The organism is Methylophaga sp. (assembly GCF_009711715.1).
Classification (GTDB): Bacteria; Pseudomonadota; Gammaproteobacteria; order Nitrosococcales; family Methylophagaceae; genus Methylophaga.
Genome location: NZ_VENF01000003.1, coordinates 92,758 through 116,654 on the forward strand (window position 1 = coordinate 92,758; position 23,897 = coordinate 116,654).

Sequence of the window (23,897 nt, forward strand, 5' to 3'; positions counted from 1 at the left end):
TCTTTAATGGCTGCGTGATAAGATTGACCGTCGAAGTGTAACGACAAGCAGAAAATATGTTTAGTTTCCTCAGAAAAAAAAACAAAACGACCGAGCCGGAAACGGCTTCAGAGCAGGTTGAGACAGCTGCTGACATAACGCCACAGTCCAATGCCGAAGAAGAACCTCAGGTAGCCGCAGAAGCGCAGTCTAACACCGGCTTATTCGGCCGGCTGAAATCCGGGCTGAGCCGAACCAGTAATAAACTGACTGAGGGCTTTGCCAGCCTGGTGCTGGGTCGCAAAAGCATTGACGATGATTTACTGGAAGAATTGGAAACTCAGCTATTGACCGCCGATCTGGGGGTTGATGCCACTTCCCGCATCATCGATGATTTGACCCAGCGCGTTAACCGCAAACAGCTCGGCGATGTCGAAGCGCTGTTCAATGCGATGCGTGAAGATATGGTCAAAATCCTTGAGCCCAGTGCCAAGCCCCTGGTTATACCCAGCAAACAGGGCCCGTTCGTCATCCTGATGGTGGGCATTAACGGTGTCGGCAAAACCACCACCATCGGCAAGCTGGCCAAACAATTTCAGCAACAGGACAAAAAAGTGATGCTGGCCGCCGGCGATACCTTCCGCGCTGCTGCGGTTGAACAACTGCAGGTCTGGGGTGAGCGTAACCAGATCCCGGTGATTGCCCAGCCCACCGGCGCAGATTCAGCCTCTGTTATCTACGATGCGCTGGAAGCCGCCAAAGCGCGTGACGTCGATATTCTGATTGCGGATACGGCGGGCCGTCTGCATACCCAGTCCAACCTCATGGAAGAACTGAAAAAAGTAAAACGGGTGATGGCTAAAGTGGATGCAACAGCACCACATGAAGTCATGCTGGTCGTCGATGCCGGCACAGGGCAGAACGCACTGCAACAGGCACAGCAATTTAACCAAGCCGTTGGGGTGACCGGTATCACCCTGACCAAGCTTGACGGTACCGCTAAAGGCGGCATTATTTTTGCCATTGCAGACAAGACCGGTCTGCCCATACGTTATATCGGTGTCGGTGAGAAAATTGATGATTTACGGCCCTTTGATGCCAACGACTTTGTCGATGCCCTGTTAGGACGAGAAGACGATTAATGATTCGCTTCAGTGAGGTTTACAAACGTTATCCCAACCAGCATGAAGCGTTGTCCGGGCTCAGCTTCGAGCTCGACAAGGGCGAAATGGCTTTTCTCACCGGTCACTCCGGCGCGGGTAAAAGCACGCTGCTGAAACTGATTGCATTGATTGAACGCAGCTCCCACGGCCAGGTCTGGGTCAATAATCAGAACCTGACGCGCCTGACCAAATGGAAAGTTCCCTATTACCGCCGCAAAATCGGGCTGGTATTTCAGGATCATAACCTTTTGCATGACCGCACCGTGTTCGACAATGTAGCGCTGCCGCTGATTATCGCGGGTGAAAACCATCGTGAGATTGGTCGCCGTGTTAGAGCAGCCCTGGATAAAGTGGGCTTACTGGGTAAGGAGCGCAGTCTGCCGATCGCCCTCTCCGGCGGTGAGCAGCAGCGGGTCGGCATTGCCCGCGCCGTCGTCAACCGGCCGCCGGTGCTGCTGGCTGACGAACCGACCGGTAACCTGGACCCGGATCTTTCCCAGGAAATCATGCATCTTTTTGAGCAGTTCAATCAGGTGGGAGTCACGGTGTTTATTGCCTCTCATGATCTGGAACTGATTAACCGCATGTCACATCGTCAAATCAAGCTGAACCAGGGGCGACTGGCCTGATGCTGAAACTCAATCTGCACAATTATTTCCTGCGTCACCTGCAGGTAATGCTCTACAGCCTGGGTCAACTCTGGCGCACGCCTGCTGCCACCACAATGACGGTACTGGTGATCGGTATCGCACTGGCTTTACCGGCAGGGCTCTATGTGCTGCTGAAGAATGTAGAGCAGGTCAGCAGTCAGTGGGAGGAAGCCAGCCAGATATCACTGTTTCTGCACCACGACACCCCCGATCAGCGTGGTAAACAACTGGCTGAACAATTGCTGACCTGGCCCGACATTAATACTGTTCACTATCAATCGGCCAAAGATTCGCTGGCCGAATTCCGTCAGTTATCCGGTCTCGATAGTCTGCTCGATACCCTGCCCGATAATCCACTTCCACCGGTCATCATTATCCAGCCTGAAGCCGGTCAGCATGAGAATGAAGCTTTACACAGCCTGCTGGACAGACTACAAAGTATGCAGGAAGTGGAACTCGCCAAGCTGGATATGGAATGGCTCCAGCGTCTGCGCAGTATCAATGAAGCCGGCGAACGGGGCATCAGCATTCTGGCCATTTTGCTATCACTCAGCGTTCTTCTGGTGATAGGCAACACCATTCGCCTTGCCATATTGAATCGCCAGACTGAAATCCGTGTCATCAAACTGGTCGGTGGTACCAATGCGTTTGTGCGCAGACCATTTCTCTACACCGGCTTCTGGTATGGGCTGCTGGGCGGCGCGATTGCCTGGCTGACATTGCTGCTGACACTACTGTTCATCAGTGGTCCGGTGAACCGGCTGGCAGCCCTGTATGACAGCCAGTTCACACTCAACTGGCTGGGCGGCCAGATGTTTATTGCTTTGCCCTTGTTCGGGCTGGTGCTGGGAGTTCTTGGTGCCTGGCTGGCAGTGGGCAGACACCTTAATGAAATCGAGCCGACTTAAGCAGCATAAAACAGGAACTTTCTACCTGTTTTATGCCTCTTATAGCCGTAAAATAATATTTAATGCTATGATTTAGCGATGACTCTCAGGAGACTGCGCAGATGACAACAAATGTGGCCCAATACCAACTGGCATTGGCACCGATTGGCAACCTCGACGCCTATACCAGCCTGGTACACACTATCCCTGTACTGACCGCTGAAGAAGAGCACGATCTGGCAACTCGGCTGCAGCGTGACGGTGACCTTGATGCCGCCCAGCGGCTGGTACTGTCACATCTGCGTTTTGTTGTTCGTATCGCCAAGGGTTACAGCGGCTATGGTCTGCCGGTGGCTGACCTGATTCAGGAAGGCAATATTGGCCTGATGAAAGCGGTCAAACGCTTCAACCCGGAAAAAGGGGTACGACTGGTTTCCTTTGCCGTGCACTGGATCCGTGCTGAAATTCATGAATATGTGATTCGCAACTGGCGCATCGTCAAAATTGCGACCACCAAGGCCCAGCGCAAACTGTTCTTCAACCTTCGCAGCGCCAAACAACGACTAGGTTGGCTGAATCAGGAAGAAGTTGAAGCGGTGGCCGAGGATTTGGGGGTAACCCCTGCCAACGTCATGGATATGGAACGCAGACTGGCGCAGCCGGATGCCTCATTCGATCTGCCCGCTGACAATGATGACGAAGACAGTCATTACTCACCGGTCGCCTACCTGGCGGCACCGGATAATGCTGACCCATCTCAGCAACTGGAGCAGGATGACTTCAGTGATTATCAGCAGCAGAAACTGGCGAATGCCCTGGCGACACTGGATGAGCGCAGTCGTGACATTATTGCTCAGCGCTGGCTGAGTGAGGATAACAAAGCGACGCTGCACACCCTGGCTGATCAGTACCAGGTATCTGCTGAGCGGATTCGCCAGATTGAAAACAACGCCATCAAAAAGCTCAAGAAACTGATGGCTTAATTTGAATTTTAAACGTAAAAAAGCCCGCTTAAAGCGCAATGCTGATCAGTTAAGAAAACTTGACTGAATCAGTAAAGGGATCAAACTCCAGTGATAGTCATATCACTGGAGTTTTTTTATGTCCTTTCAAGCCTTACTGTCAGACTTAACAGATAGCGGTTATTATCCGTCCTCAGTCAGTACTTTTGCAGAGCACATTCCTCGCGACTGGTTGGAATTGGCTACGAAGCAGGCCAATCAAGTGACGGTTCGGCGTAGAAAACTGGTCAGTGAGTATGTGCTGTGGCTTGTAGTGGGGATGGCCTTTTTCCGGAATGAACCGCTAATCGAAATCGCCCGACGGATGAACATCAGTATTGATGGTGAAGCCGTCGATACTGTGATGGCAAAAAGTGCTTTGACCCAGGCACGTCAGAAGCTGGGCTCGGAATCATTAGCCTGGTTATTCCGTCATAGTGCCGGACAGTGGGCCACAGAGCGCTACCCTGGCGACAATTGGCAGGGACTGCAGGTATTTGCCATTGATGGCGCCCTGTTTCGTACGGCAGACACACAGGAACTGCGAAGTCACTTTGGCAGCGGTAATACCTCGACCTCCCGGCAAACACCTTATCCTGTCTGCCGGGTTGTGACCGTGATGAATGTACACTCCCACCTGCTGTTGGATGCGCAAATCAGCCCTTACCGGAAAAGTGAAATGCCGCTGGCTACAGCGATGTTAAACACCCTGCCAGACAACAGCGTGACTTTGCTTGATAAAGGGTTTTTCAGTGCCCCTCTGCTTCATCAGTTAGGCAGCAGGGAAAATAACCGTCACTGGTTATTACCGATGCGAAAAGGTTGTCGATACGAGGTAATTGAAGACTATGGTGACGGCGACCAGTTGATTGAAATGCGTGTCTCGCCGCAGTCCAGAAAGCAAACCCCCACACTCCCTGAAACATGGCAGGCCAGAGCAGTCACTTATCAGGTCGGTCAGAGTACAAAGACCGTGCTGACCTCTTTACCTGCTCGTCAGTTTGAGGCTAAAGCGGTGGCCGAACTCTACCATCAACGCTGGCAGATTGAGCTTGGCTTCCGAGACATCAAAAGCAGCATGCAAAACAATGCGCTGACGTTACGTAGCAAGACCGTGGAACTGGTTTATCAGGAGCTATGGGGATTACTACTCGCTTATAACCTCATCAGACGGGAAGCGAGTCTTGCGGCTGTCAGTCATGGCTATACGCCTGATGATGTCAGTTTTAAGTTCGCTTGCCAGTTTATCGCTGCAGAGCTTATCAATATGGCTGTGGCCGTCTCTCCCGCGAACACACCTAAAAGGTTAGAGAATCTCAGGGGCAATATCGCCATACTCTTCTTAAAAAAACGCCCCAGGCCGTCAAGGCCCAGGGCGGTTAAGATGTCTAAGACCCGTTATCCAGTTAATTACAGGGCATCACCGCTTAAGTGAACTGCATTGCGCTTAAAGCGGGCTTTTTTTATATCTGTCCTGAAACGCCGATTATCTTTCCAGCAGCGGTGCTTTGTCCGGCTTTCCGTCCCACTCTTCAGCATCTGGCAGTGGATCTTTCTTCTCAGATAGAACAGGCCACACACGTGACAGTTCTTCGTTGATTTGCAGAAACTCCATTTGCTCATCCGGCAAGTCATCTTCCGAGAAAATCGCTTCTGCAGGACACTCCGGCTCACACAGGGTGCAGTCGATACACTCGTCTGGATCGATGACCAGGAAGTTAGGACCTTCGTGAAAACAATCTACTGGGCAGACATCAACGCAGTCAGTATATTTACACTTGATACAGTTTTCTGTGACAACAAAGGTCATGTTGAATTCTCCAAAAACACGAGTTATGCAGGCTCCAGCCTGTCTTTAATTAAACGGACATTTTACATGATTTGCACCTGTTCTGGGCAAGGATCGTTTTTACGGTATGATCGGGGTGTGAAACACTTTGCTCTGATATAAGCAATATTGAGGGACTGCGCAGTATGCGAAAAATCTTTTTCCTGCTTTTGTTCGCGCTGATATTTATCTTCAGTGCTGCATTTGCCGCATTCAACATGACTGCCGTGACAGTCAATTTTTATTTTGGTGAGTTCACATTGCCGCTATCTGCACTACTGGTCATAGCCATGCTGCTGGGGGTCACTATCGGCATGATCGTGCTCGTACTGACTACGCTCAAACTGCGTTATGAGAACCGTCGTCTGCAGCATCGACTGTCCGTTTCCGAGCAGGAAATTAACAGCTTGCGTATTTTGCCTATCAAAGACAGTCATTAATCGTGATGCTCCAGTGGCTATTTTTTCTGCTGCCCGTTGCTGCCTTGTCAGGCTGGCTGATGGCGCGACGCCATTACAAGCGTCGCTATCGGCCTCAAGACTCTGCATTCAGTCCGGAATATTTTAAAGGGCTGAACTACCTGTTGAATGAACAGCCTGATAAAGCGATTGATGTCTTTATCGGCCTGCTTGAAGTCAACAGTGAAACCGTCGAAACGCATCTGGCACTCGCTAACCTGTTCAGGCGCCGCGGTGAAACTGAACGCGCTATCCGCATTCATCAGAACCTGATCGCGCGACCGACACTGAGTAGCGCCCAGCGAATCCAGGCATTAGTCGAGTTAGGCCTGGATTACATGAGCGCCGGTGTATTGGACCGTGCCGAACAGTTATTTCTGGAGCTGTTACAACAAACACCGCCGCCGACAGAGGCACCACGACAACTGCTGCGCATTTATCAGCAGGAAAAAAAGTGGCAGCAAGCCATCGATATGGCAAAAAAACTGCCTAGCGACAAGAAAACCAATACCCATCCCCTGATTGCCCAGTTTTACTGTGAACTGGCGGAACCCTTGATTGAAAGCGACCGGCAACAGGCGATTAATTTATTACGCAGTGCTCATCACTTCGATCCAAACTGTGTACGGGCCAGCCTGCTGGAAGGGCGTATGCTGATTCATGCCGGCCAGTACCGTAAGGCAATTCGGGTCTTGCAGCAGATTGAGCAGCAGAACCACTACTTCCTGTCCGAGGCACTGCCCCTGCTGGAGCGCTGCTATGAACACACCGGTCATATGCATCTGTTCCGTGATTGGCTGCAAAGCCTGTTGGAGCGTCACCCCAACCTGACCTCTGCCCGACTCTTGCTGACCCGGTTGATTCGCAAACAACAGGGTAATCAGGCCGCACAGCAGTTTCTCTATCGTGAGTTATATCAACATCCCTCCGTGGAAGGGCTGCATCAGTTGATCATGCTTGGCGAGGACAACCATCAGGTCTTGATTCCGCTGATTAAGGAAGTCACGACCGCGCTGATTCATAAAGGCGACCGCTACACATGTAAAAACTGTGGCTTCTCCGGACGTACCATGCACTGGCAATGCCCGGGCTGTTCACAATGGGGCACAATTCGTCCCGTCGAAATTCATTTATCTGCTTTGGAAAAATTATTGGAGCCTAATCGATGAGCGATATTCAGATTCTTCATAACCCGCGCTGCAGCAAGTCCAGACAAACACTGGCCCTGCTGGAAGAAAAAGGCATTGAACCTGATATCATCAAATATCTGGACACTCCGCCCAGTGCCGCTGAACTCAAACAGATTCTGCAAAAACTGGGGATTTCAGCGCGTGATCTGTTGCGCAAGGGGGAAGATGACTATAAAGCTTTGAACCTCAAAGACCCCAGCCTGAGTGAAGACGAGCTGATCAACGCCATGGTCAAACATCCCAAACTCATTGAACGTCCGATCGTGATTAAAGACAATAAGGCCCGTTTGGGTCGTCCCCCTGAATCCGTGCTGGATATTATTTAAACAATGGCTGACATCCTGATTCTCTATTACAGCCGCTCCGGGCATGTTAAAAGCATGGCTGAGCAGATTGGTCGAGGGGTGGAAAGCGTCAGCGGCTGCCATGCACTGCTTCGCACTGTACCCGCCGTTTCAGCGGTGTGTGAAGCAACTGAAGACACTATTCCGGCTGAGGGCCATCTCTACGTCACACATGATGATCTCAAGCATTGCGATGCACTGGTGCTGGGCAGCCCGACCCGTTTCGGTAATATGGCGGCACCGCTCAAATATTTCATCGATTCGACCAGTGATATCTGGTTGTCCGGTGAACTCGCCGGTAAACCGGCAGCGGTATTTACCTCGACCGGTAGTCTGCATGGCGGCCAGGAATCCACGCTGCTGTCGATGATGTTACCGCTGATGCATCATGGCATGCTGTTGATGGGGCTGCCCTACAGTGAGCCCGGCCTGATGCTGACTGACAGTGGCGGCACACCTTATGGTCCCAGCCATGTCGCCGGCAGCCAGAATAACCGCAAACTCAGCGATGAAGAGGCTCAGCTATGTCGCGCGCTGGGTAAACGTATCGCCCAAGTCACTACTAAATTAAAATGAATAAAGTCCTGTTTTTCCGCTGGCTGACCCTGCTGAGTTTCTTCGGCCTGATGATAACCCTGCTCGCCTGGATTCTGATTGCCCCGCATGCCGGCAACTTCCCCACCGCCGCAATGCTGGTGCTGGGGGTGGTGCCATTGTTGTTTCCAATGCGCGGTCTGCTCTACGCCAAACCCTACACCCATGCCTGGACCAGCTTCCTGATGCTGTTTTATTTCAGCCATGCTGTGGGCGAACTCTACAGCGGTGATAGTATGATTATGTATCCACTGTTGGCGCTGATTTTCAGTTTCCTGTGCTTTTGTGGCAGTATCGTTTTTATAAAAATGGATGCAAAAATGAGAAATCCATCACAAAAAAGTAATCGATGATGTGATAAAAATCACATTATCAATGAGGGACAGACCATGAACAGCATTTCAGCTTTCCAATCCGGCATCGCCGGGGTACAGAGTGGCATTGCCGGCGCCAGCCAGAATGCTAGTCAAATCGCCCGCGCCGATCAGCTTTCCAGTGAGCAACTAACCCAGTCTCTGGTGCAACTGGATGCAAATAAACGCCAGGTTGAAGCCGCTGCCAAGGTCATCGAAACCAGTAATGAAATGGTTGGCAGCCTGTTGGATATCACTGTCTAGTCCAGTTATTTCCCTCAGCAACGGGTTCACAGCGCTGTCTTACGCCTGCTAGACTAACCGCACGTTTTATCACCAAGACCAGTTCTTTGAATCCATCCGCTTTTGCCCCTTTATCTCTGGCTGAGATCAGCCGTGCCATGTCAGCTTCCACCGCAGATCAACTGGAAGAGATACTGATATACCCAGAAATTCGTTCTACCAGTGATGCTTTGTGGGAGCGTTTCAGCAGCGGCAGGCAATCCCCCGCTGTCTGTCTAGCGGAAACACAAACTGCCGGTCGTGGCCGGCGAGGCGATCAATGGCAGTCCCCTGCTGCCGGCAATCTCTACCTGTCACTGTTCTGGCCCAATTGCGCAGATAAGCCCAGAAACGGCCTAAGTATTGCCATCGGCATCAGCCTGATAAACACCCTTAAGGAAGCTGGAATCAATCAGTTACAGCTAAAATGGCCTAATGATGTGCTGTACCAGCGACAAAAGCTGGCAGGAATTCTTGTAGAATCAAGGTTCAATACCAAGCAATTCACGGTAGTGGGCATCGGCCTTAACTTTAAGCTTCCGACATCCACCCGGAATTTAATCCAACAACCTTCCACCAGCCTCGAACAGTTATGTGACCCGGTCCCCTGTCGAAACTGGCTGGCAGGAAAAATAATTCAGAACATGATCGAAACAATTCAACTGTTTGAACACCGTGGCCTCAGCGACTTCCTGCCACTCTGGCCCCAGTATGATGCGCTGCATGAGCAGGCCATCACTTTGATAGATGGGGAGCAGCGTATCCCGGCACTGGCCTGTGGTATCAACGATCAGGGTGAATTACGTTATCTGCGCGATAATCAGATTCACCAGCTTTCCAACAGCCACATCAGCATCAGGTTTGCCTCATGAAATTATTGGTTGATATTGGCAACAGCCGCGTCAAATGGGCCACGCTGGACAAAAGCGGACTCAATGACAGTCATAGTTTCCAGCGGGCGAAAACCGGCATCAAAGCCTCTCTCAATAAAGCATGGAAAAACCTGTCCGACATTGAAGCGGTGTATGTCGCCAATGTGGGGGGCGATAAGCTGGCTCAACAACTCACTGAATGGACCCAGAAAACCTGGCAAATCACTCCGAACTTTATCATCAGTGAAAAAAAACGTTTCGGGGTCACCAATGCCTATGATGAGCCGGAGAAACTGGGCATTGACCGCTGGCTGTCACTGATAGCTGCCCGGCAGCATGCCCGCCAGGCGCAATGTGTGATCGACTGCGGGACAGCCATGACTATCGATATTGTCAGCAAAACCGGCCAGCATCAAGGCGGTATGATTCTGCCCGGGCTCAGCCTGATGCGCAGTTCACTGGCAGCCAACACCGATGCGCTGACTGAAGCACCCGGTGAAAAAGAATTCAATACCCTGGCTACCAATACTTTCAGTGCCATTCAGGCCGGTACACTCTATAGCGTCAGCGCTACGCTCGAACGCATCATCAATGATCTGAAGCAAACATTTAACAATCAGGTTCGTTTTAGCATTACCGGTGGTGATGCTGAACAACTTCTGCCACTGTTACCAGACGATATCAATCACTATCCCGATATCGTTCTCAAAGGTCTCGCTTTCTACGTCCGTCAGGACGATAAGAAAAAAAGTCGTGTCAAAAAATCGGAAGTATCAACAGAATCGACCATCACTGACGATGACAAGCCAGAGGAAAAGTCAGCGCAAACTGCAGAAAACCATCCCCAGGCTGACAGCAAAAACGAAACAGCGACAAATAAAAAGCCGCGCCGAAGTCGTGGTAAAAAGGTACAGACGCAAGCTGATAAGCCCGCATCAGGCAAAGACAAGCCTGGTTCGGCATTGCCAGAAGAAGCAATCTAGGGTAATCTTTCGCACCCTTAGGAGAAGTGGCCGAGTGGCTGAAGGCGCACGCCTGGAAAGTGTGTATAGGTTAATAGCCTATCGAGGGTTCGAATCCCTCCTTCTCCGCCATTATTCAGCCTCTGCATATATATCCCTCTGAGGCTATTCACGACATGCCTCTGCATCATCTCAAGTAACGCAAAACCCTCGAAGCCGGCAAATCAATCCAAACCTGAAGAACTCCCCTACTCTAGGTTAGTCGAACCTGTTGATGAGGTTCTCTGACTCTAGATATTCAGAGCGACCTTTAATCTTTCCGAAGAAGTGACGACTTTATATTGAAGACCAAGAAACTTCAGGAGGAAATCATGAGTAATCATGCACTCAGAGATAAAGATTATGACTTGGTAAGTACTATTTACCACGCGGCTCAGGGAGAGGACATCTGCTGCCAATACATGGAAGATGCAGAAAAACAGGGCGATAACGATGCCGCTCAGTTTTTCAAGGAGGTTCAGGAACAGAACCAGCAAATGGTCAGAAAAGGCAAAGAAATGCTGAAGAAGCGACTGTAATGACCAGCGCTCCCCTTCCCGTCATGGAAGGGGAGCCAGCCCAACAACCCAAACTGCTGGGATCAGGGCATCCTGCATCCTGTACTGTTAACGAAGCAACAGCATCGATATATTGCTCAGGCGCACCATTTTCGCTGTATTACTACCCACCAGAAACTGGCGAATACGGGAATGGCCATAAGCCCCCATCACCAGCAGATCGATGGCATATTGCTGCTGATAAGCGGATAAAACCGCCTGCACATCGCCCTGCTTAAGCTTAGTTTTGACTTGATAGCCAGCCGCCGCCAGCTTTTGTTCAGCACTTTTCAGATCGTTCATGTGCTTGTCATCGTCTTCAGCGACCATCACTAAATGACATTCCAGGCCCTTCAACAGGGGGCTCTGAACCAGTTTATCCAGCGCCTTTTGTGCCGTTTTACTGCCGTCATAGGCAAACATGAAACGAGTCGGGGCTCTAAAACCGGGTACCACCACCATAATCGGTTTATGCATTGCCCGCACAACGTTTTCCAGGTGGCTGCCGAGACTGTGAGCCTGATTACCATGAGCTTCGCCCTGCCGCCCCATCACCAGTAAGCGCATATCCTCTTCTGCTTCCTGCAATGTCTCCAACAGACTGCCGTGACGCTGATGCGTGCTGACCGCTTCTGCCCCATCGGCTTCGACGCGCTTTCTGGCATCATCCAGCATGTGCTTACCGTGCTCAAGCGCGAGTTTACTGCGCTTGGCATCTAGTTCAGTCAGTTCTTCCAGCAAGTGTTCACGGCTGCCGAGGCCGATGTTGCCCGACAAATCATTGCGATTGCCGGCTTTAGGATATTCATCCTTATCCAGCACATGCAACAGATCGAGCGGCGCTCTCATCTTCAGGCTGGCCCAGGCGGCGGCATCGCAGACATCCATCGCCACTTGCGAGCCATCAATACAGGCTATGACTTTGCTCATTTCTCTCTCCTTAATGTCCGGCAAGTATTTTTTCGACTTCTTCCGGCTTGTCGTGGACCCCGAAACGGTCAACAATCGTGGCACTGGCTTCATTCATACCAATCAGCTCTACTTCGGTACCTTCACGGCGGAATTTAATGACGACCTTATCCAGCGCGGTCACCGAGGTGATATCCCAGAAATGCGCCTGGCTCAGGTCAATAGTGACCTTATCCAGCGCTTCCTTGAAGTCAAAGGCGGCAGTGAATTTATCGGATGAAGCAAAAAATACCTGGCCAATGATGCGATAGCTGCGTTCGGTTTCCTGCTCATTACTCTCGCTCTTGATAATCAGGAAATGCCCCACCTTATTGGCAAAGAACAAGGCAGCCAGCAACACACCGACAAACACACCGATCGCCAGATTATGGGTGGCCACGACCACGACGACGGTCGCTACCATCACCACATTGGTTGATAAGGGGTGCTTTTTCATATCCCGCAGCGAATCCCATGAGAAGGTACCGATAGAGACCATGATCATCACGGCGACCAGGGCCGCCATCGGAATTTGCTTGATCCAATCATCCAGAAAGACCACCATCACGATCAGGAACAGGCCGGCAACAAACGTCGATAAACGGCCGCGGCCACCGGATTTCACATTGATAACCGACTGGCCGATCATGGCGCAACCGGCCATACCACCGAACAGACCGGCACCGATATTAGCAATACCCTGACCTTTACACTCACGGTTCTTGTCACTGTCGGTATCAGTCAGATCATCAATGATAGTTGCGGTCATCATTGATTCCAGCAGACCCACCACGGCAAGACCGACCGAATACGGGAAGATAATCGCCAAAGTTTCAAAATTAAGCGGCACGTCTGGCCACAGGAAGATAGGCAAAGTATCCGGCAGTTCGCCCATATCGCCGACAGTGCGGATATCAAGCTGCAGCGCCATCGCTACCAAAGTCAGCAATACAATGGTGACCAGCGGTGAAGGCAGAACCTTGCCTATTTGCGGCAGCAACGGAAACAGATAAATAATACCTAGTCCAGCGGCGGTCATCGCATAGACATGCCAGGTTACATTGGTCAGTTCGGGCAACTGCGCCATAAAAATCAGAATCGCCAGCGCGTTTACAAAACCGGTGACGACTGATCGCGACACAAAGCGCATTAAATCACCGAGCTTGAAATAGCCTGCCGCTATCTGCAGTACACCGGTCAGCAGCGTTGCTGCCAAGAGGTATTCCAGGCCATGCTCTTTGACCAGCGTGACCATCAGCAGCGCCATCGCACCGGTCGCCGCGGAAATCATGCCCGGACGTCCGCCGGTGAAGGCCACAATAACGGCAATACAGAATGAGGCGTAAAGACCCACTTTAGGATCAACGCCGGCAATAATTGAAAAGGCGATTGCTTCGGGAATCAAAGCCAGGGCGACGACAATACCGGCAAGCAGATCGCCGCGGATATTAGAGAACCAGTCATTTCTCCAATTCTGAAACATAAATTATTCCTGTTGTTTGCTGAATGTTGAGTGCTTGTCAGACTGACAAGAAACCTGTCAGGCAGGCGGACAGGTGCTGGGGGCAGGGAGAGTGCCCTGAAGAAAAGTCGCTAGGGTGGACTTGTTTTCATTGCTGCTTGCTTCTCGCAAAAGCAGCCAAGTCTAAACAATCATTGGGTTTTCGTCAAAACAACGAACAGATTCAATCACTTGCTGAATCAGATTTACTCAGAGCCTTATCCTCCGTTATGAGCGGATTATCACGGATAAACTGTTCAAACTCACTGACCGCCATCGGTCTGGCAAAGAAATAGCCCTGCAACCAGTGGCAACCAATCCGCTGCAGAATATCGCGTTGACTTTCGGTTTCGACGCCTTCGGCAATGACCTGAATGCCAAGCCTTCGCGCCATCTCGGTGATAGCTTCAATAATTGCCCGGTCATTGTCATCTGATTCCAGATCACGGATAAAAGAACGGTCGATTTTGAGGTAATCCACATCCAGTTCCTTCAGGTAGGAAAGCGAGGAATAGCCGGTACCAAAGTCATCCACAGCAATCTGCACATCAGCCTGACGCAATCGCTTCAGCATTTGCCGTCCCTCGGCATGCCTTTGCATCAATACACTCTCGGTGATTTCAAGGGTAATCTGGCTGGCATTAATGCCCTGCGCTTTAATATAGGCTAGCCAGTCGAGCCGGCCGCGCTGATTGCCGAAGTTATGGGCTGAACGATTGACTGAGACATAAACATCACCCACACCACGAACCTGCCAGGCTTTAATCTGCCGGCAAACCTGACTGAAAACAAAGTCATCAATTTTTTCTATCATCCCCATGCGTTCGGCCTGCGGCAGAAACTCGGCCGGTGGAATCAAACCACGCTCGGGATGTTGCCAGCGGACCAGCGCTTCAGCACTGATCACGTTGTCTACGGTATTGGCTGGCACCAGTGGCTGATAATACACCTGGATTTCACCCTTCTCGATCGCCGCTTCCAGTTCATTGAGGATAAAGGTTCTCGAGCGCCAGCTGGATTCGAGTTCCGAGGTATAAAACTTAAAAGCACTGCCTCCCATATCTTTGGCGGCATACATTGAACGGTCGGCATTCTGAATCAGCATGCCGGTTTCCAATGCATCATCCGGGTAGAACGTCACACCGATACTGGTGGTGACCCGTAGAGTCTGCTCTTTGATGGTAATCGGCTTTTCAATCTCTGAAATGAGCTTACGGGCAACATTGACGGCATCACTCTTATTATCAAAATCACTGAGAATAATGGTGAACTCATCGCCACCAAGCCTGGCCACGGTGTCGACCTCGCGCACGCAGTCAAGGATTCTAACCGCCATCTGCCGCAGTAACTCATCGCCAAATTCATGGCCGAGGGTATCGTTCACGTCCTTGAAACGATCCAGATCCAGAAACATCAGGCACAGTTTTTCATTATCACGGTGAGCACGGCGGATCGCCTGCTCCAGGCGATCAGTAAACAGGCGCCGGTTGGGCAAATCGGTCAGAGTGTCATAGTTAGCATGACGTTCAATCGTCGCCTGTGCCTCTTTCACCTCAGAAATATCCGCAAACACGGCAACGATATTGGTCAGGTTCCGTTCCGAGTCATACACCGCTGACATCGACAGATAAGCTGGAAAGGTGTGACCATCTTTGTGCTGACTCTGTACTTCACCCCGCCAGATGCCATCCGTACCCATGGCCTGCCAGAAAGTCTCAGAAAACTGCTGAAAGTCACTCTCAGTAAGCCCGGTCACCAGAAAATCCGGATACTGCCCGACCACTTCCTCCTCTTCATAACCGGTCATCTGGGTAAAGGCCGAGTTCACCGCAATTACCCTTTTCAAAGCATCGGTAATCATCATTGCTTCACTAGTTGAGTTAAAAGCAACGTCTGACAGCAGCAGTTTCTGCTCGGTCTCACGCATGTTTTCAAGTACATCACGTATGCGTCGTTCCGATTCCTGCGCCCGGAGGGTTGCCTCAGACAGTTCTTCGGTGCGCTGATTGACCTCTGCTGCAATTCGATATGTACGGCCGGTAATGCTCAAAAAAAGTAGCGAGAATAATCCTGCCAGCAAAAACCCTCCTATCAATGCCAGCGTGGAGAGATTGGATTCATTACTTTCGAGGTAAGCAGATGTGGGATTAAAAATCAGTTTCATCTGACGGCCGGCCAATTCAAACGGCACTTCATGCGTCATCGCAATGTCCGTGTTTGTCTGCTGCCGATAGTAATACTCACCGGTACTGACGTCCTGCCATTTCAGGGTGAAGTCACGGTTTTCACTGTCGTGGAGAATATCATTAATAAAATCTTCAATACGGATGACAATATTGACCAGCCCCGCCACATCCCCCTGTGCTGGATCCAGCGTCATTCTGCCATCAGCTCGTTGGTAAACCGCACGGTATATAATCAAAGCGTCTACGCGTGTTTTATCCCGCAGAAGTTTCAATGGCCCCCGCGCCTGGGGTTTGCCGCTCTCAATAGCCTGCTCTATCACTTCTCTCGACACCGCCGATGAGGTCGGGTCAAAGCCTAGCGCCGTTTTGTTGTCCCATTCCGGCTCCAGAAAAGTGATAGGAAAATACACATCACGCGGCGCTGCTGGTCCTAGTTCGTCTTTATCTACAAATTCAGTGATAGAAAAATCAGGACCAAAATAGGCTCGTTGTTCCTCCTCATAGGCCGCACGTTGATCATGGGTGATTCTGGGCAGCCACTCGACGACCTGAATGTGCTCCTGATTAAAAATACTGCTCCAACGGACGAACTCACTGAATTCCTCGCGTGTCACCTCGTCCGAGGCAGCAAACAGTTGCGCCACACTTTCCTGGATCAGTTCTTCAGACCGCAATGCAACCTGGAATAATGTCCCCACTTCCTGAATGCGTATGCGGAAGCGATCATCCAGTCTGCGGTTTTCAAACTGCTTAATCTCATAGGTCAGCGCCACGATAATCAGCAATGACACAGTGACCTGAATACTTATCAACCAGCGGCGGCTGCGCCAGATTTTACGCGGCAGCCCCCAAAAGCTCATGGTCAACGGGAGTGCAATCAAAATCCCCAGTGAATCACCTGCCCACCAGCCCATCCAGTTAGCGAGAAAAGTATCGACCCCATCATGATGCAGCGCCAGGGCACTGACGCTAATCGTCGCGCTGATCAGGCAAATCAGTGGCACCACGATAATAAAACGCAGAATTTCGCGCTCATCACTCAAGGTGAAATAGGCACTGACAAAACGTCTGACAAGCCGACTGCCGATAAAAGCCTGAAGGCTGGCCGCAGTGGCAAGGACCAGCGGTAATACATGCCCGGCCGAACTGAAGATATTTTGACTCTGGGTAAAAAGCAGATTGAGCAGATAGGCACCCAGAAAAATTCCGGGTAACACCTGAAAAATACGATAGTTAAGACAGGCCGCCAGCGCGACACCAGCCGGAAAAAAGATCACAGCTGTGAAGGCATTGATGGCAGAAATCTGCAGACTGAGCCAGCCGCTCGCCAGATAAAGGAGAAAGACCACCAGATTTGAGGTCAGTGCGCTGAATGACCGGCGCTTCAATAACAACACGCTGTTCTCCGCATTAGTGGATTTCCTTCCTGATCGCTGTGCGACAATGCTGCGACCCAGCTTTGCATAAACAGACTCAACATAGTTATCGGCCAAAACTGTGAACTCATCAACTTTTTTATCCGTTTGCTGACCGCCTTGCGCAAATAAGACTGCACGTTTGTATCCGTGGAACGGACACAAAGCTAAGTGCTTGTTTATGCTGTGATGCTCGATTGAATTACGATCGGATGATGGAAAAACTGGCAGTTAACGCATAGAATAGTCGTTTCTATGGTGGCCTGCATCGGTCTCCTCGCGACGATATGTTGGTTAACCCGTCAGGCCCGGAAGGGAGCAGCGGAGCCTTCGGACTCGGGCGCCGAGATTCGGCTGGTGTGGGTCACCACCCTTATTGGACAAGGTCAACGTATAGCTGATGAGTTATCTGGTTCTGGCCCGCAAGTGGCGACCTAAATCCTTTGCGGAAGTCGTAGGGCAGCAACATGTGCTACGCGCCCTGATCAACGGCCTCGATCAGAACCGTCTGCATCATGCTTTTCTGTTCTCAGGCACCCGCGGTGTCGGTAAAACCACACTGGCACGGATTCTTGCCAAATCATTGAACTGCGAGGAAGGCGTCAGCTCAACCCCCTGCGGTGAATGTCAAAGCTGTACCGAAGTCGATAACAGTCGTTTTGTTGATCTTATTGAAGTCGATGCCGCTTCCCGCACCAAGGTGGATGATACCCGCGAATTGCTGGACAACGTGCAATACGCTCCCAGCCGCGGTCGCTACAAAGTTTACCTGATTGATGAAGTGCACATGCTTTCCACCAGCAGCTTCAATGCCCTGCTGAAAACACTGGAAGAACCGCCGCCACACGTTAAATTCCTGTTTGCAACCACCGACCCGCAGAAACTGCCGGTGACCATACTGTCACGCTGTCTTCAGTTTAATCTGCGTCGTCTGGATTTAACCCAAATCAGTGAACATCTGGCGTTTATTCTGCAGCAGGAACAGATTCAGTTTGAAACCGAAGCCCTGACTCAACTTGCCCGTGCTGCAGATGGCAGCATGCGTGATGCCTTGAGTCTGCTGGACCAGGCTATCGCTTTTGGCGGCGGTGATGTCAGCAGTGACACGGTATTCCAGATGCTGGGCAGCATCAGCCAGGATCAACTCATTACCCTGTTACAGGCGCTGTTGCAACAGGATGGAAAAACACTGCTGGCGCAGTCTGCCGAATTAGCGGCACTAGGCCGTGATTTCGCCGTGGTGTTCGATTTGTTACTGACTGCATTACAGCAAATAGCCACGCTGCAGTTGGTTCCGGATATGGATATGCCCGAGTCGCTGTCACCACAACTGGCGGAGATGGCAAGCCAGTTCGACCCCGAAATTATCCAGCTGCTGTACCAGATTGCCCTGAATGGAAAACGCGATCTCTCCTGGGCCGCCGATCCGCAAAGTGGCTTCGAGATGACCCTGCTCAGAATGCTGAGCTTCCAGCCTGTGACACCGCCCTCACCGGATAATGGAGAGCCAACACGAAAAAAGTCGCTCTCGCCCAGTAAACCGGCCGTGACTTCACCGCCGGTTACCCCGGCCCTGTCTCCCGAAGTCAGCCCGACTTCGGCCAGGGAAGCGCTTAAACAGGCTATCTCTAATCAGGAAACTGATGACCCGGCGGCTTCATCAGCACCGGTATCCAAGCCACCGCGGCCCGCTTCCCAACCAGAGCAGAAACCCACCACCCAACCGGTATTGGCGGTTAATGAGCCTGAGCCGAAGTCAACGCCCGCTAGCGAGGCTGTCAAGGAGGCTGAGCCCGTCACTGCCGAAACGCTGATTTCAGTGGATTTATCGCCGGCGAACTGGACACAGATTATTGCCGAGTTAAAACTCTCTGCCCTCACCCGCCAGCTTGCTGAAAACAGCGCTTTGATCCGTACCGAGCAACACGCTGTGCATCTGTCCCTGTCTTCAGAACTTGGACATCTCGCCACGGACAAATCCAAGCAACGTCTGCAGGCCGCCTTGTCAAAAAAAGTCGGGCAGGAACTCAAACTGGTGTTTGCCGATCCAACAGACAATGTCGAGGCCGGTCCGACCCTGGCGGTCGAGCGGGCCGAACAGGCTGCCGAGCGGCAGCAACGGGCGATAGATGCGATTCACAATGACCCGGCTGTGGAAATCATCAAAAATACCTTCAATGCCCGTATAATTGAGCAATCAATCAAACCTGTCGATTAACAAGAGGAATTGCCATGAAAGGTGGATTAGGCAACCTGATGAAACAGGCCCAGCAAATGCAGGCCAATATGGAAAAAGCCCAGCAGGAACTGGCCCAGATGGAAGTCGTCGGCCAGGCCGGCGGCGGCATGGTCAAGGTCACTATGACTGGTAAACACGACGTTAAACGCATCGAAATTGAAGATGCATTGTACGAAGATGATAAAGACATGCTGGAAGACTTGATCGCAGCAGCGGTCAATGATGCCAACCGTCAGGTGGAAAAAACCACCCAGGAACGCATGTCCGGCATGATGCCGCCCGGCATGAAAATGCCGTTTTAAGCCGGCATTATGGCCAGCCTCGGACCCAGTATTGATGAGTTGATTCAGGCCTTGCGCTGCCTGCCCGGCGTTGGCCCGAAATCTGCTCAGCGCATGACATTCAACTTGCTCGAGCGCAATCGCGATGGCGCTGAGCGGCTGGGCAAAGCCCTACAGGATGCGCTCAGCAATGTGCGCCATTGTCAGCGCTGCCGTATTCTCTGCGAGAGTGAACTCTGTGTCCGCTGTCGCGACGAACGTCGGCAGCAGGACATGATCTGCGTGGTAGAAATGCCCAGTGATGTCCTCGCTATTGAGCAGGCGACTCATTACCAGGGGCAGTATTTTGTGCTGTCCGGCCATCTGTCACCGCTGGACGGTATTGGCCCGGAATCGCTGGGAATCCCGAAACTGGCTGAATGGCTGGATCAAGGCGAGGTAGCCGAACTGATTCTGGCGACCAATCCCACCGTTGAAGGTGAGGCGACAGCGCACTATATCAGTGAACTGGCCCGGGCACGTCAGATTAAAGTTACTCGACTGGCTCACGGAATCCCATTAGGCGGAGAGCTTGAATTTATCGACAGTGGTACACTGTCTCATGCATTCTCGGGTCGCGAATCGATTTGAGATCACTTGAATAAAGAGAGCATCCGCCTATGGCCCAACAAGCTGCGCCTTTTGAGTTGCTTAAGACTTTTTCCGGCGTCATTCACCGTCAGCCACTGTTTATCCCCAACCGGCTTGATGTAGACAGCTATCACCTCTCTTTTCTCAGCATTGATGGCAACAAGCTGGATGATGACTTACCGGTTCCTGACTTCATCGAACAGCTTCCCGGCATTCTCCAGCTCATTAGCCATAGGCAGAAGGCGCTGCTGACCATTCCCGAATCCTGGCAAAATGCACTGCTGAGCCTGCCGAACATTGGCATGTCGCTGACCCTGGATATCAACGGCGCTGATTTACCCCAGTTCACTAACACCACCTTCAGTTTTGCCGGCCATGCTGACAGCAATAAGGAAGGTCGCACTCAGACGCTGCTGATCGACATGGATCAGTTCCAGCCCCAGTTCCTGTCAGAATTTTTGCCCCAGTGGCGTCAGCGGCATAAAGTCCTGTGTGCGACCAATGTCAACGCCGGTGCCCAGTACCAGTTCTGTAAAAGCCATGATCTGGACTTGTTGCAGGGCTTTTTCTACACCCTGCCTGAAGCCACTGATAAAAAAGTTATCGGTCCCTCACAGCAAACCCTGATGGAACTGCTGGTCAAACTACAGGAACCGGATATCGAACCTGATGCACTGGCCGATACCATCAATCAGGATGTCAGTCTCAGCTATAAGCTGCTTCGCTTGATCAATTCTGCTTTTTTTGGATTACCGCGCGAAGTCAGCACAACCAAGCAGGCGGTGATGATGCTGGGCATCAATAAAGTCAAAACCTGGGCCAGTCTCCTGTGTTTATCGGGCATGGATGATAAACCCAACGAGCTTCGCAGCGTGGCGATGACCCGGGCGAGGATGTGTGAGCTGCTGGCGAAATACTATAAAGGCCAGTCGGATATCTTTTTTGCCGCCGGCCTGTTCTCAACACTGGATGCGCTTATGGACCGCCCGATGCCGGAAATCATTGAGCGTCTGCCACTGTCAGTCGAGCTGAAAACAGCGCTGATTGAACAAAAAGGCCCGGCCGGCTTTGCGCTCCATGACACACTGGAATACGAGCGGGGACACTGGCAGACACTACAGCACTCACCTATCCCCAAAGAAGTACTGGTCAGAACCTACCTGGATTCAATAAACTGGGCTAAAGAACTGAACTTACAACTGCAAGATTGATCTTATGTCTATCACTTGGTTAGCGGCCACATCACAAAGTCGCTTTCCGCCAGTTGAGCAGGCGACTGAGCATGGTCTGCTGGCAGCAGGCGGCGATTTATCTGCCGAACGGCTGCTGGATGCCTATCGGCATGGTATTTTCCCCTGGTTCAATAAAAACGATCCCATCCTCTGGTGGTGTCCAAATCCGCGCATGGTGCTTTACACTGACCGCGTGCATATCAGTAAAAGTCTCAAAAGGCAGTTGCGTAAGCAGGAAATCAGCGTCACTTTTGATCAGGCCTTTGAGCGCGTCATGCATGCCTGCTCAGCCCCCAGAGCCAATCAGCCCACCGATCCAGACAACCGGACCTGGATTCATGAGGAAATGATTAAAGCCTATAATGAATTGCACGCTCTGGGATATGCTCACAGTGTCGAGTGCTGGCAACAAAATCGCTTGGTGGGTGGTCTCTATGGTGTGGCAATCGGCAAAGCATTTTTTGGAGAATCCATGTTCAGTTTTGTCACTGACAGTTCCAAAATTGCCCTGGTGGCGTTGTGCCAGCAACTTGCGCGCTGGGATATGCCGCTGATTGATTGCCAGATTTATTCCGACCATCTGGCGCGGATGGGTGCTGAAGAAATAGCGCGAGAAGATTTCATCCATCATCTTCAGCAGTTGTCTAATCAGCCGGGGGTCAGCTCACCCTGGCACATTGATCCGGATCTGCCGTTAAGCTCATGAGTCTCGACTTCTATCAGGATCAACCTCATGCCTGCTCCTACCTTGAAGGGAGACGGGCAAGGAATATCTATCCTGATCCCAATAAACCAGCCAGTAAAGCGCTCTACAGCCATCTGATTCAGCATGGGTTCCGTCGCAGCGGTGATCATATCTATCGCCCTTTCTGCCCGGATTGTGAAGCCTGCGTCCCGGTCAGAATTAATCTTCATGAATTTAAACCCAATCGCAGTCAGCGACGCTGTCTGAAACAGAACCACGATATCGAGATGCGGGTCCGCCCTGCCGAGTTCAATTATGAACATTTCGAGCTCTACCGACGCTATCTTGCGGGCCGGCATCCTGGCGGCGGTATGGATAATCCCAGCAGCGACAGCTACATTAATTTCCTCACCAGCAGCTGGTGTGACACGGCATTTATCGAGTTCCGGCTGCAGGACAAGCTGGTCGCTGTCGCTGTCACTGATTTCATCAATGACGGTGCCTCCGCTTTCTATACTTTTTTCGATCCCGACCTGCCCAAGCGGAGCCTTGGCACTTTCGCCATTCTCAAGCAGATAGAACTGGCAAGAAACTATGGTTTGTCATGGCTTTATCTGGGTTACTGGATCGAAGAGAGCCCCAAAATGCGTTATAAAACACGCTTTTCAGCACTCGAGGCCTATCAGTCAAATTGGCACAAATTAGATAAAAGCTTTGAATAATCAGTGATATTACGGCAAAATGATCTTTTTAACCCTAGGTCATTAAGAGTTTATGGCAAAAGAAGATCATATTGAATTTGAAGGCACAGTCATTGATACCATGCCTAACACGACGTTCCGTGTTGAACTGGAAAACGGGCATGTTGTCACAGCCCACATCTCCGGCAAAATGCGTAAAAACTACATCCGCATTCTGACCGGTGATAAAGTGACTGTTCAGCTTACCCCTTACGACCTGAGCAAAGGCCGCATCGTCTACCGCGCACGCTGATTGGCAACCTTGCCCGGCATGGGCATCATTGCCGCCCCCCGCCGCTACTGATAATTTCCGACAGGGATAAACCGACCTTAAATGAAGTCGGGTTGCTTGTGTTTGCCGAACAGCTGACTCAGGCCCATCAGAATCATCACTACAAACGCTACCAGCGTCCAACCGGGAATGCTCAGGCCAAGGAATGTCCACATCACGTCGGCGCATTCTCCTGAGCCTCTCAGCACCATATCAATCGCCTGATTCAGTGGAAAATTCTCGACAATAAAATTGAGCCCCGGCCCGCAGGTCGGCACCTGATCGGCGGGCAACTGTTGCAGCCAGACATGGCGTCCGGCAATCGCAGCGCCGACGCCGGCAAACAGAACAACCAGGAAGCCGTAGATCCGACGGCCGGTGTTCACAGGGTTATGTATCGCCCCCAGCAAGAAAATCAAACCGACCACCAGCACCATCACCCGCTGCAAAATACAGAGCGGACAGGGATCAAGGTGTTCAATAAACTGGAAATAACCGGCGATCAGCAACATGCTCAGACAGGCCAGAAAACCGACCAGAAAAACCCCGCGAAATGTGTTCAAAATGGCCCCCTTGTATACAGTAATTTGTGCTAAGTTATCTTAAAAAG

General features: G+C 51.4%; 26 protein-coding genes, 1 tRNA gene and 1 other RNA gene. 23 read left to right on the plus strand and 5 right to left on the minus strand.

Annotation, left to right across the window (positions count from 1 at the left end; translation table 11 throughout):
* Positions 1-56 precede the first annotated feature (56 nt).
* From ftsY to FH755_RS01880, 5 genes are all read left to right on the plus strand, one after another.
* On the plus strand, positions 57-1,121 hold the full coding sequence (gene ftsY, locus FH755_RS01860; RefSeq protein ID WP_292438100.1) for a signal recognition particle-docking protein FtsY: 1,065 nt from the start codon (positions 57-59) through the stop codon (positions 1,119-1,121).
* Positions 1,121-1,771 (plus strand): cell division ATP-binding protein FtsE, encoded by a 651-nt coding sequence (gene ftsE / locus FH755_RS01865; protein ID WP_292438101.1) that lies wholly within the window; start codon positions 1,121-1,123, stop codon positions 1,769-1,771. Before ftsY ends, ftsE begins: the two co-directional genes overlap by 1 nt.
* Complete coding sequence (gene ftsX, locus FH755_RS01870) at positions 1,771-2,700, plus strand: permease-like cell division protein FtsX (RefSeq protein ID WP_292438103.1); 930 nt, start codon at positions 1,771-1,773, stop codon at positions 2,698-2,700. Before ftsE ends, ftsX begins: the two co-directional genes overlap by 1 nt.
* 101 nt (positions 2,701-2,801) lie before the next feature.
* Positions 2,802-3,662, plus strand: coding sequence for an RNA polymerase sigma factor RpoH (gene rpoH / locus FH755_RS01875; protein WP_292438105.1), 861 nt, complete (start codon positions 2,802-2,804; stop codon positions 3,660-3,662).
* Positions 3,663-3,780: 118 nt separating this feature from the next.
* A complete protein-coding gene (locus FH755_RS01880) occupies positions 3,781-5,115 on the plus strand; it encodes an IS4 family transposase (RefSeq protein WP_292438107.1) in 1,335 nt (444 codons plus the stop codon).
* Positions 5,116-5,166: 51 nt separating this feature from the next.
* On the opposite strand, the gene fdxA is transcribed toward FH755_RS01880, so the two are convergent.
* The gene (gene fdxA / locus FH755_RS01885) at positions 5,167-5,490 is read right to left on the minus strand and encodes a ferredoxin FdxA (protein WP_292438109.1); all 324 of its coding nucleotides are present in this window, start codon (positions 5,488-5,490) and stop codon (positions 5,167-5,169) included.
* 164 nt (positions 5,491-5,654) lie between these two features.
* On the opposite strand from fdxA, the gene FH755_RS01890 reads away from it, so the two are divergent.
* The 10 genes from FH755_RS01890 (at position 5,655) to FH755_RS01935 (ending at position 11,141) form a co-directional block, all read left to right on the plus strand.
* Positions 5,655-5,948, plus strand: coding sequence for a LapA family protein (locus FH755_RS01890; protein ID WP_292438111.1), 294 nt, complete (start codon positions 5,655-5,657; stop codon positions 5,946-5,948).
* A 5-nt stretch (positions 5,949-5,953) separates the two neighbouring features.
* Positions 5,954-7,135 carry a lipopolysaccharide assembly protein LapB gene (gene lapB, locus FH755_RS01895; protein WP_292438113.1) on the plus strand — a complete coding sequence of 394 codons (1,182 nt, stop codon included), beginning with the start codon at positions 5,954-5,956 and terminating at the stop codon, positions 7,133-7,135.
* Positions 7,132-7,482, plus strand: coding sequence for an arsenate reductase (glutaredoxin) (gene arsC / locus FH755_RS01900; RefSeq protein ID WP_292438115.1), 351 nt, complete (start codon positions 7,132-7,134; stop codon positions 7,480-7,482). Before lapB ends, arsC begins: the two co-directional genes overlap by 4 nt.
* A 3-nt stretch (positions 7,483-7,485) precedes the next feature.
* Positions 7,486-8,076, plus strand: coding sequence for an NAD(P)H:quinone oxidoreductase (gene wrbA / locus FH755_RS01905; RefSeq protein ID WP_292438117.1), 591 nt, complete (start codon positions 7,486-7,488; stop codon positions 8,074-8,076).
* The gene (locus FH755_RS01910; RefSeq protein ID WP_292438119.1) at positions 8,073-8,447 is read left to right on the plus strand and encodes a DUF2069 domain-containing protein; all 375 of its coding nucleotides are present in this window, start codon (positions 8,073-8,075) and stop codon (positions 8,445-8,447) included. Before wrbA ends, FH755_RS01910 begins: the two co-directional genes overlap by 4 nt.
* Before the next feature lie 36 nt (positions 8,448-8,483).
* Entirely contained in the window at positions 8,484-8,711 is a 228-nt protein-coding gene (locus tag FH755_RS01915; protein ID WP_292438122.1) for a hypothetical protein, read from the plus strand.
* An 86-nt stretch (positions 8,712-8,797) separates the two neighbouring features.
* Complete coding sequence (locus FH755_RS01920) at positions 8,798-9,601, plus strand: biotin--[acetyl-CoA-carboxylase] ligase (RefSeq protein WP_292438124.1); 804 nt, start codon at positions 8,798-8,800, stop codon at positions 9,599-9,601.
* On the plus strand, positions 9,598-10,584 hold the full coding sequence (locus FH755_RS01925; protein WP_292438125.1) for a type III pantothenate kinase: 987 nt from the start codon (positions 9,598-9,600) through the stop codon (positions 10,582-10,584). Before FH755_RS01920 ends, FH755_RS01925 begins: the two co-directional genes overlap by 4 nt.
* Before the next feature lie 20 nt (positions 10,585-10,604).
* Positions 10,605-10,695 (plus strand) — tRNA-Ser (locus tag FH755_RS01930).
* Positions 10,696-10,934: 239 nt separating this feature from the next.
* Positions 10,935-11,141, plus strand: coding sequence for a hypothetical protein (locus FH755_RS01935; RefSeq protein ID WP_292438127.1), 207 nt, complete (start codon positions 10,935-10,937; stop codon positions 11,139-11,141).
* Between the two features lie 87 nt (positions 11,142-11,228).
* On the opposite strand, the gene FH755_RS01940 is transcribed toward FH755_RS01935, so the two are convergent.
* From FH755_RS01940 to FH755_RS01950, 3 genes are all read right to left on the minus strand, one after another.
* Positions 11,229-12,089, minus strand: coding sequence for a universal stress protein (locus tag FH755_RS01940; protein ID WP_292438129.1), 861 nt, complete (start codon positions 12,087-12,089; stop codon positions 11,229-11,231).
* Positions 12,090-12,099: 10 nt separating this feature from the next.
* Positions 12,100-13,590, minus strand: coding sequence for a SulP family inorganic anion transporter (locus FH755_RS01945; protein WP_292438130.1), 1,491 nt, complete (start codon positions 13,588-13,590; stop codon positions 12,100-12,102).
* Between the two features lie 202 nt (positions 13,591-13,792).
* Positions 13,793-17,191, minus strand: a complete 3,399-nt coding sequence (locus FH755_RS01950) for a GGDEF domain-containing phosphodiesterase (protein ID WP_292438132.1) — start codon at positions 17,189-17,191, stop codon at positions 13,793-13,795.
* 284 nt (positions 17,192-17,475) lie between these two features.
* Between FH755_RS01950 and ffs the strand changes: the two genes are divergently transcribed.
* From ffs to infA, 8 genes are all read left to right on the plus strand, one after another.
* An RNA gene (ffs, locus tag FH755_RS01955) (signal recognition particle sRNA small type) lies at positions 17,476-17,572 on the plus strand.
* A 37-nt stretch (positions 17,573-17,609) separates the two neighbouring features.
* On the plus strand, positions 17,610-19,427 hold the full coding sequence (dnaX, locus tag FH755_RS01960; protein ID WP_292438134.1) for a DNA polymerase III subunit gamma/tau: 1,818 nt from the start codon (positions 17,610-17,612) through the stop codon (positions 19,425-19,427).
* Positions 19,428-19,441: 14 nt separating this feature from the next.
* On the plus strand, positions 19,442-19,750 hold the full coding sequence (locus tag FH755_RS01965; RefSeq protein WP_292438136.1) for a YbaB/EbfC family nucleoid-associated protein: 309 nt from the start codon (positions 19,442-19,444) through the stop codon (positions 19,748-19,750).
* Between the two features lie 9 nt (positions 19,751-19,759).
* Positions 19,760-20,359 carry a recombination mediator RecR gene (gene recR, locus FH755_RS01970; RefSeq protein ID WP_292438138.1) on the plus strand — a complete coding sequence of 200 codons (600 nt, stop codon included), beginning with the start codon at positions 19,760-19,762 and terminating at the stop codon, positions 20,357-20,359.
* Between the two features lie 29 nt (positions 20,360-20,388).
* Positions 20,389-21,570, plus strand: a complete 1,182-nt coding sequence (locus FH755_RS01975) for an HDOD domain-containing protein (RefSeq protein ID WP_292438140.1) — start codon at positions 20,389-20,391, stop codon at positions 21,568-21,570.
* 4 nt (positions 21,571-21,574) lie between these two features.
* Positions 21,575-22,297, plus strand: a complete 723-nt coding sequence (gene aat / locus FH755_RS01980; protein ID WP_292438142.1) for a leucyl/phenylalanyl-tRNA--protein transferase — start codon at positions 21,575-21,577, stop codon at positions 22,295-22,297.
* Positions 22,294-22,998, plus strand: a complete 705-nt coding sequence (locus tag FH755_RS01985; RefSeq protein ID WP_292438144.1) for an arginyltransferase — start codon at positions 22,294-22,296, stop codon at positions 22,996-22,998. The genes aat and FH755_RS01985 overlap by 4 nt, the downstream gene beginning before the upstream one ends.
* A gap of 52 nt (positions 22,999-23,050) precedes the next feature.
* A complete protein-coding gene (gene infA / locus FH755_RS01990) occupies positions 23,051-23,269 on the plus strand; it encodes a translation initiation factor IF-1 (protein WP_009726411.1) in 219 nt (72 codons plus the stop codon).
* Between the two features lie 77 nt (positions 23,270-23,346).
* Here infA and FH755_RS01995 read toward each other — a convergent pair whose 3' ends face one another.
* Entirely contained in the window at positions 23,347-23,850 is a 504-nt protein-coding gene (locus tag FH755_RS01995; protein ID WP_292438146.1) for a disulfide bond formation protein B, read from the minus strand.
* Positions 23,851-23,897: the final 47 nt, after the last annotated feature.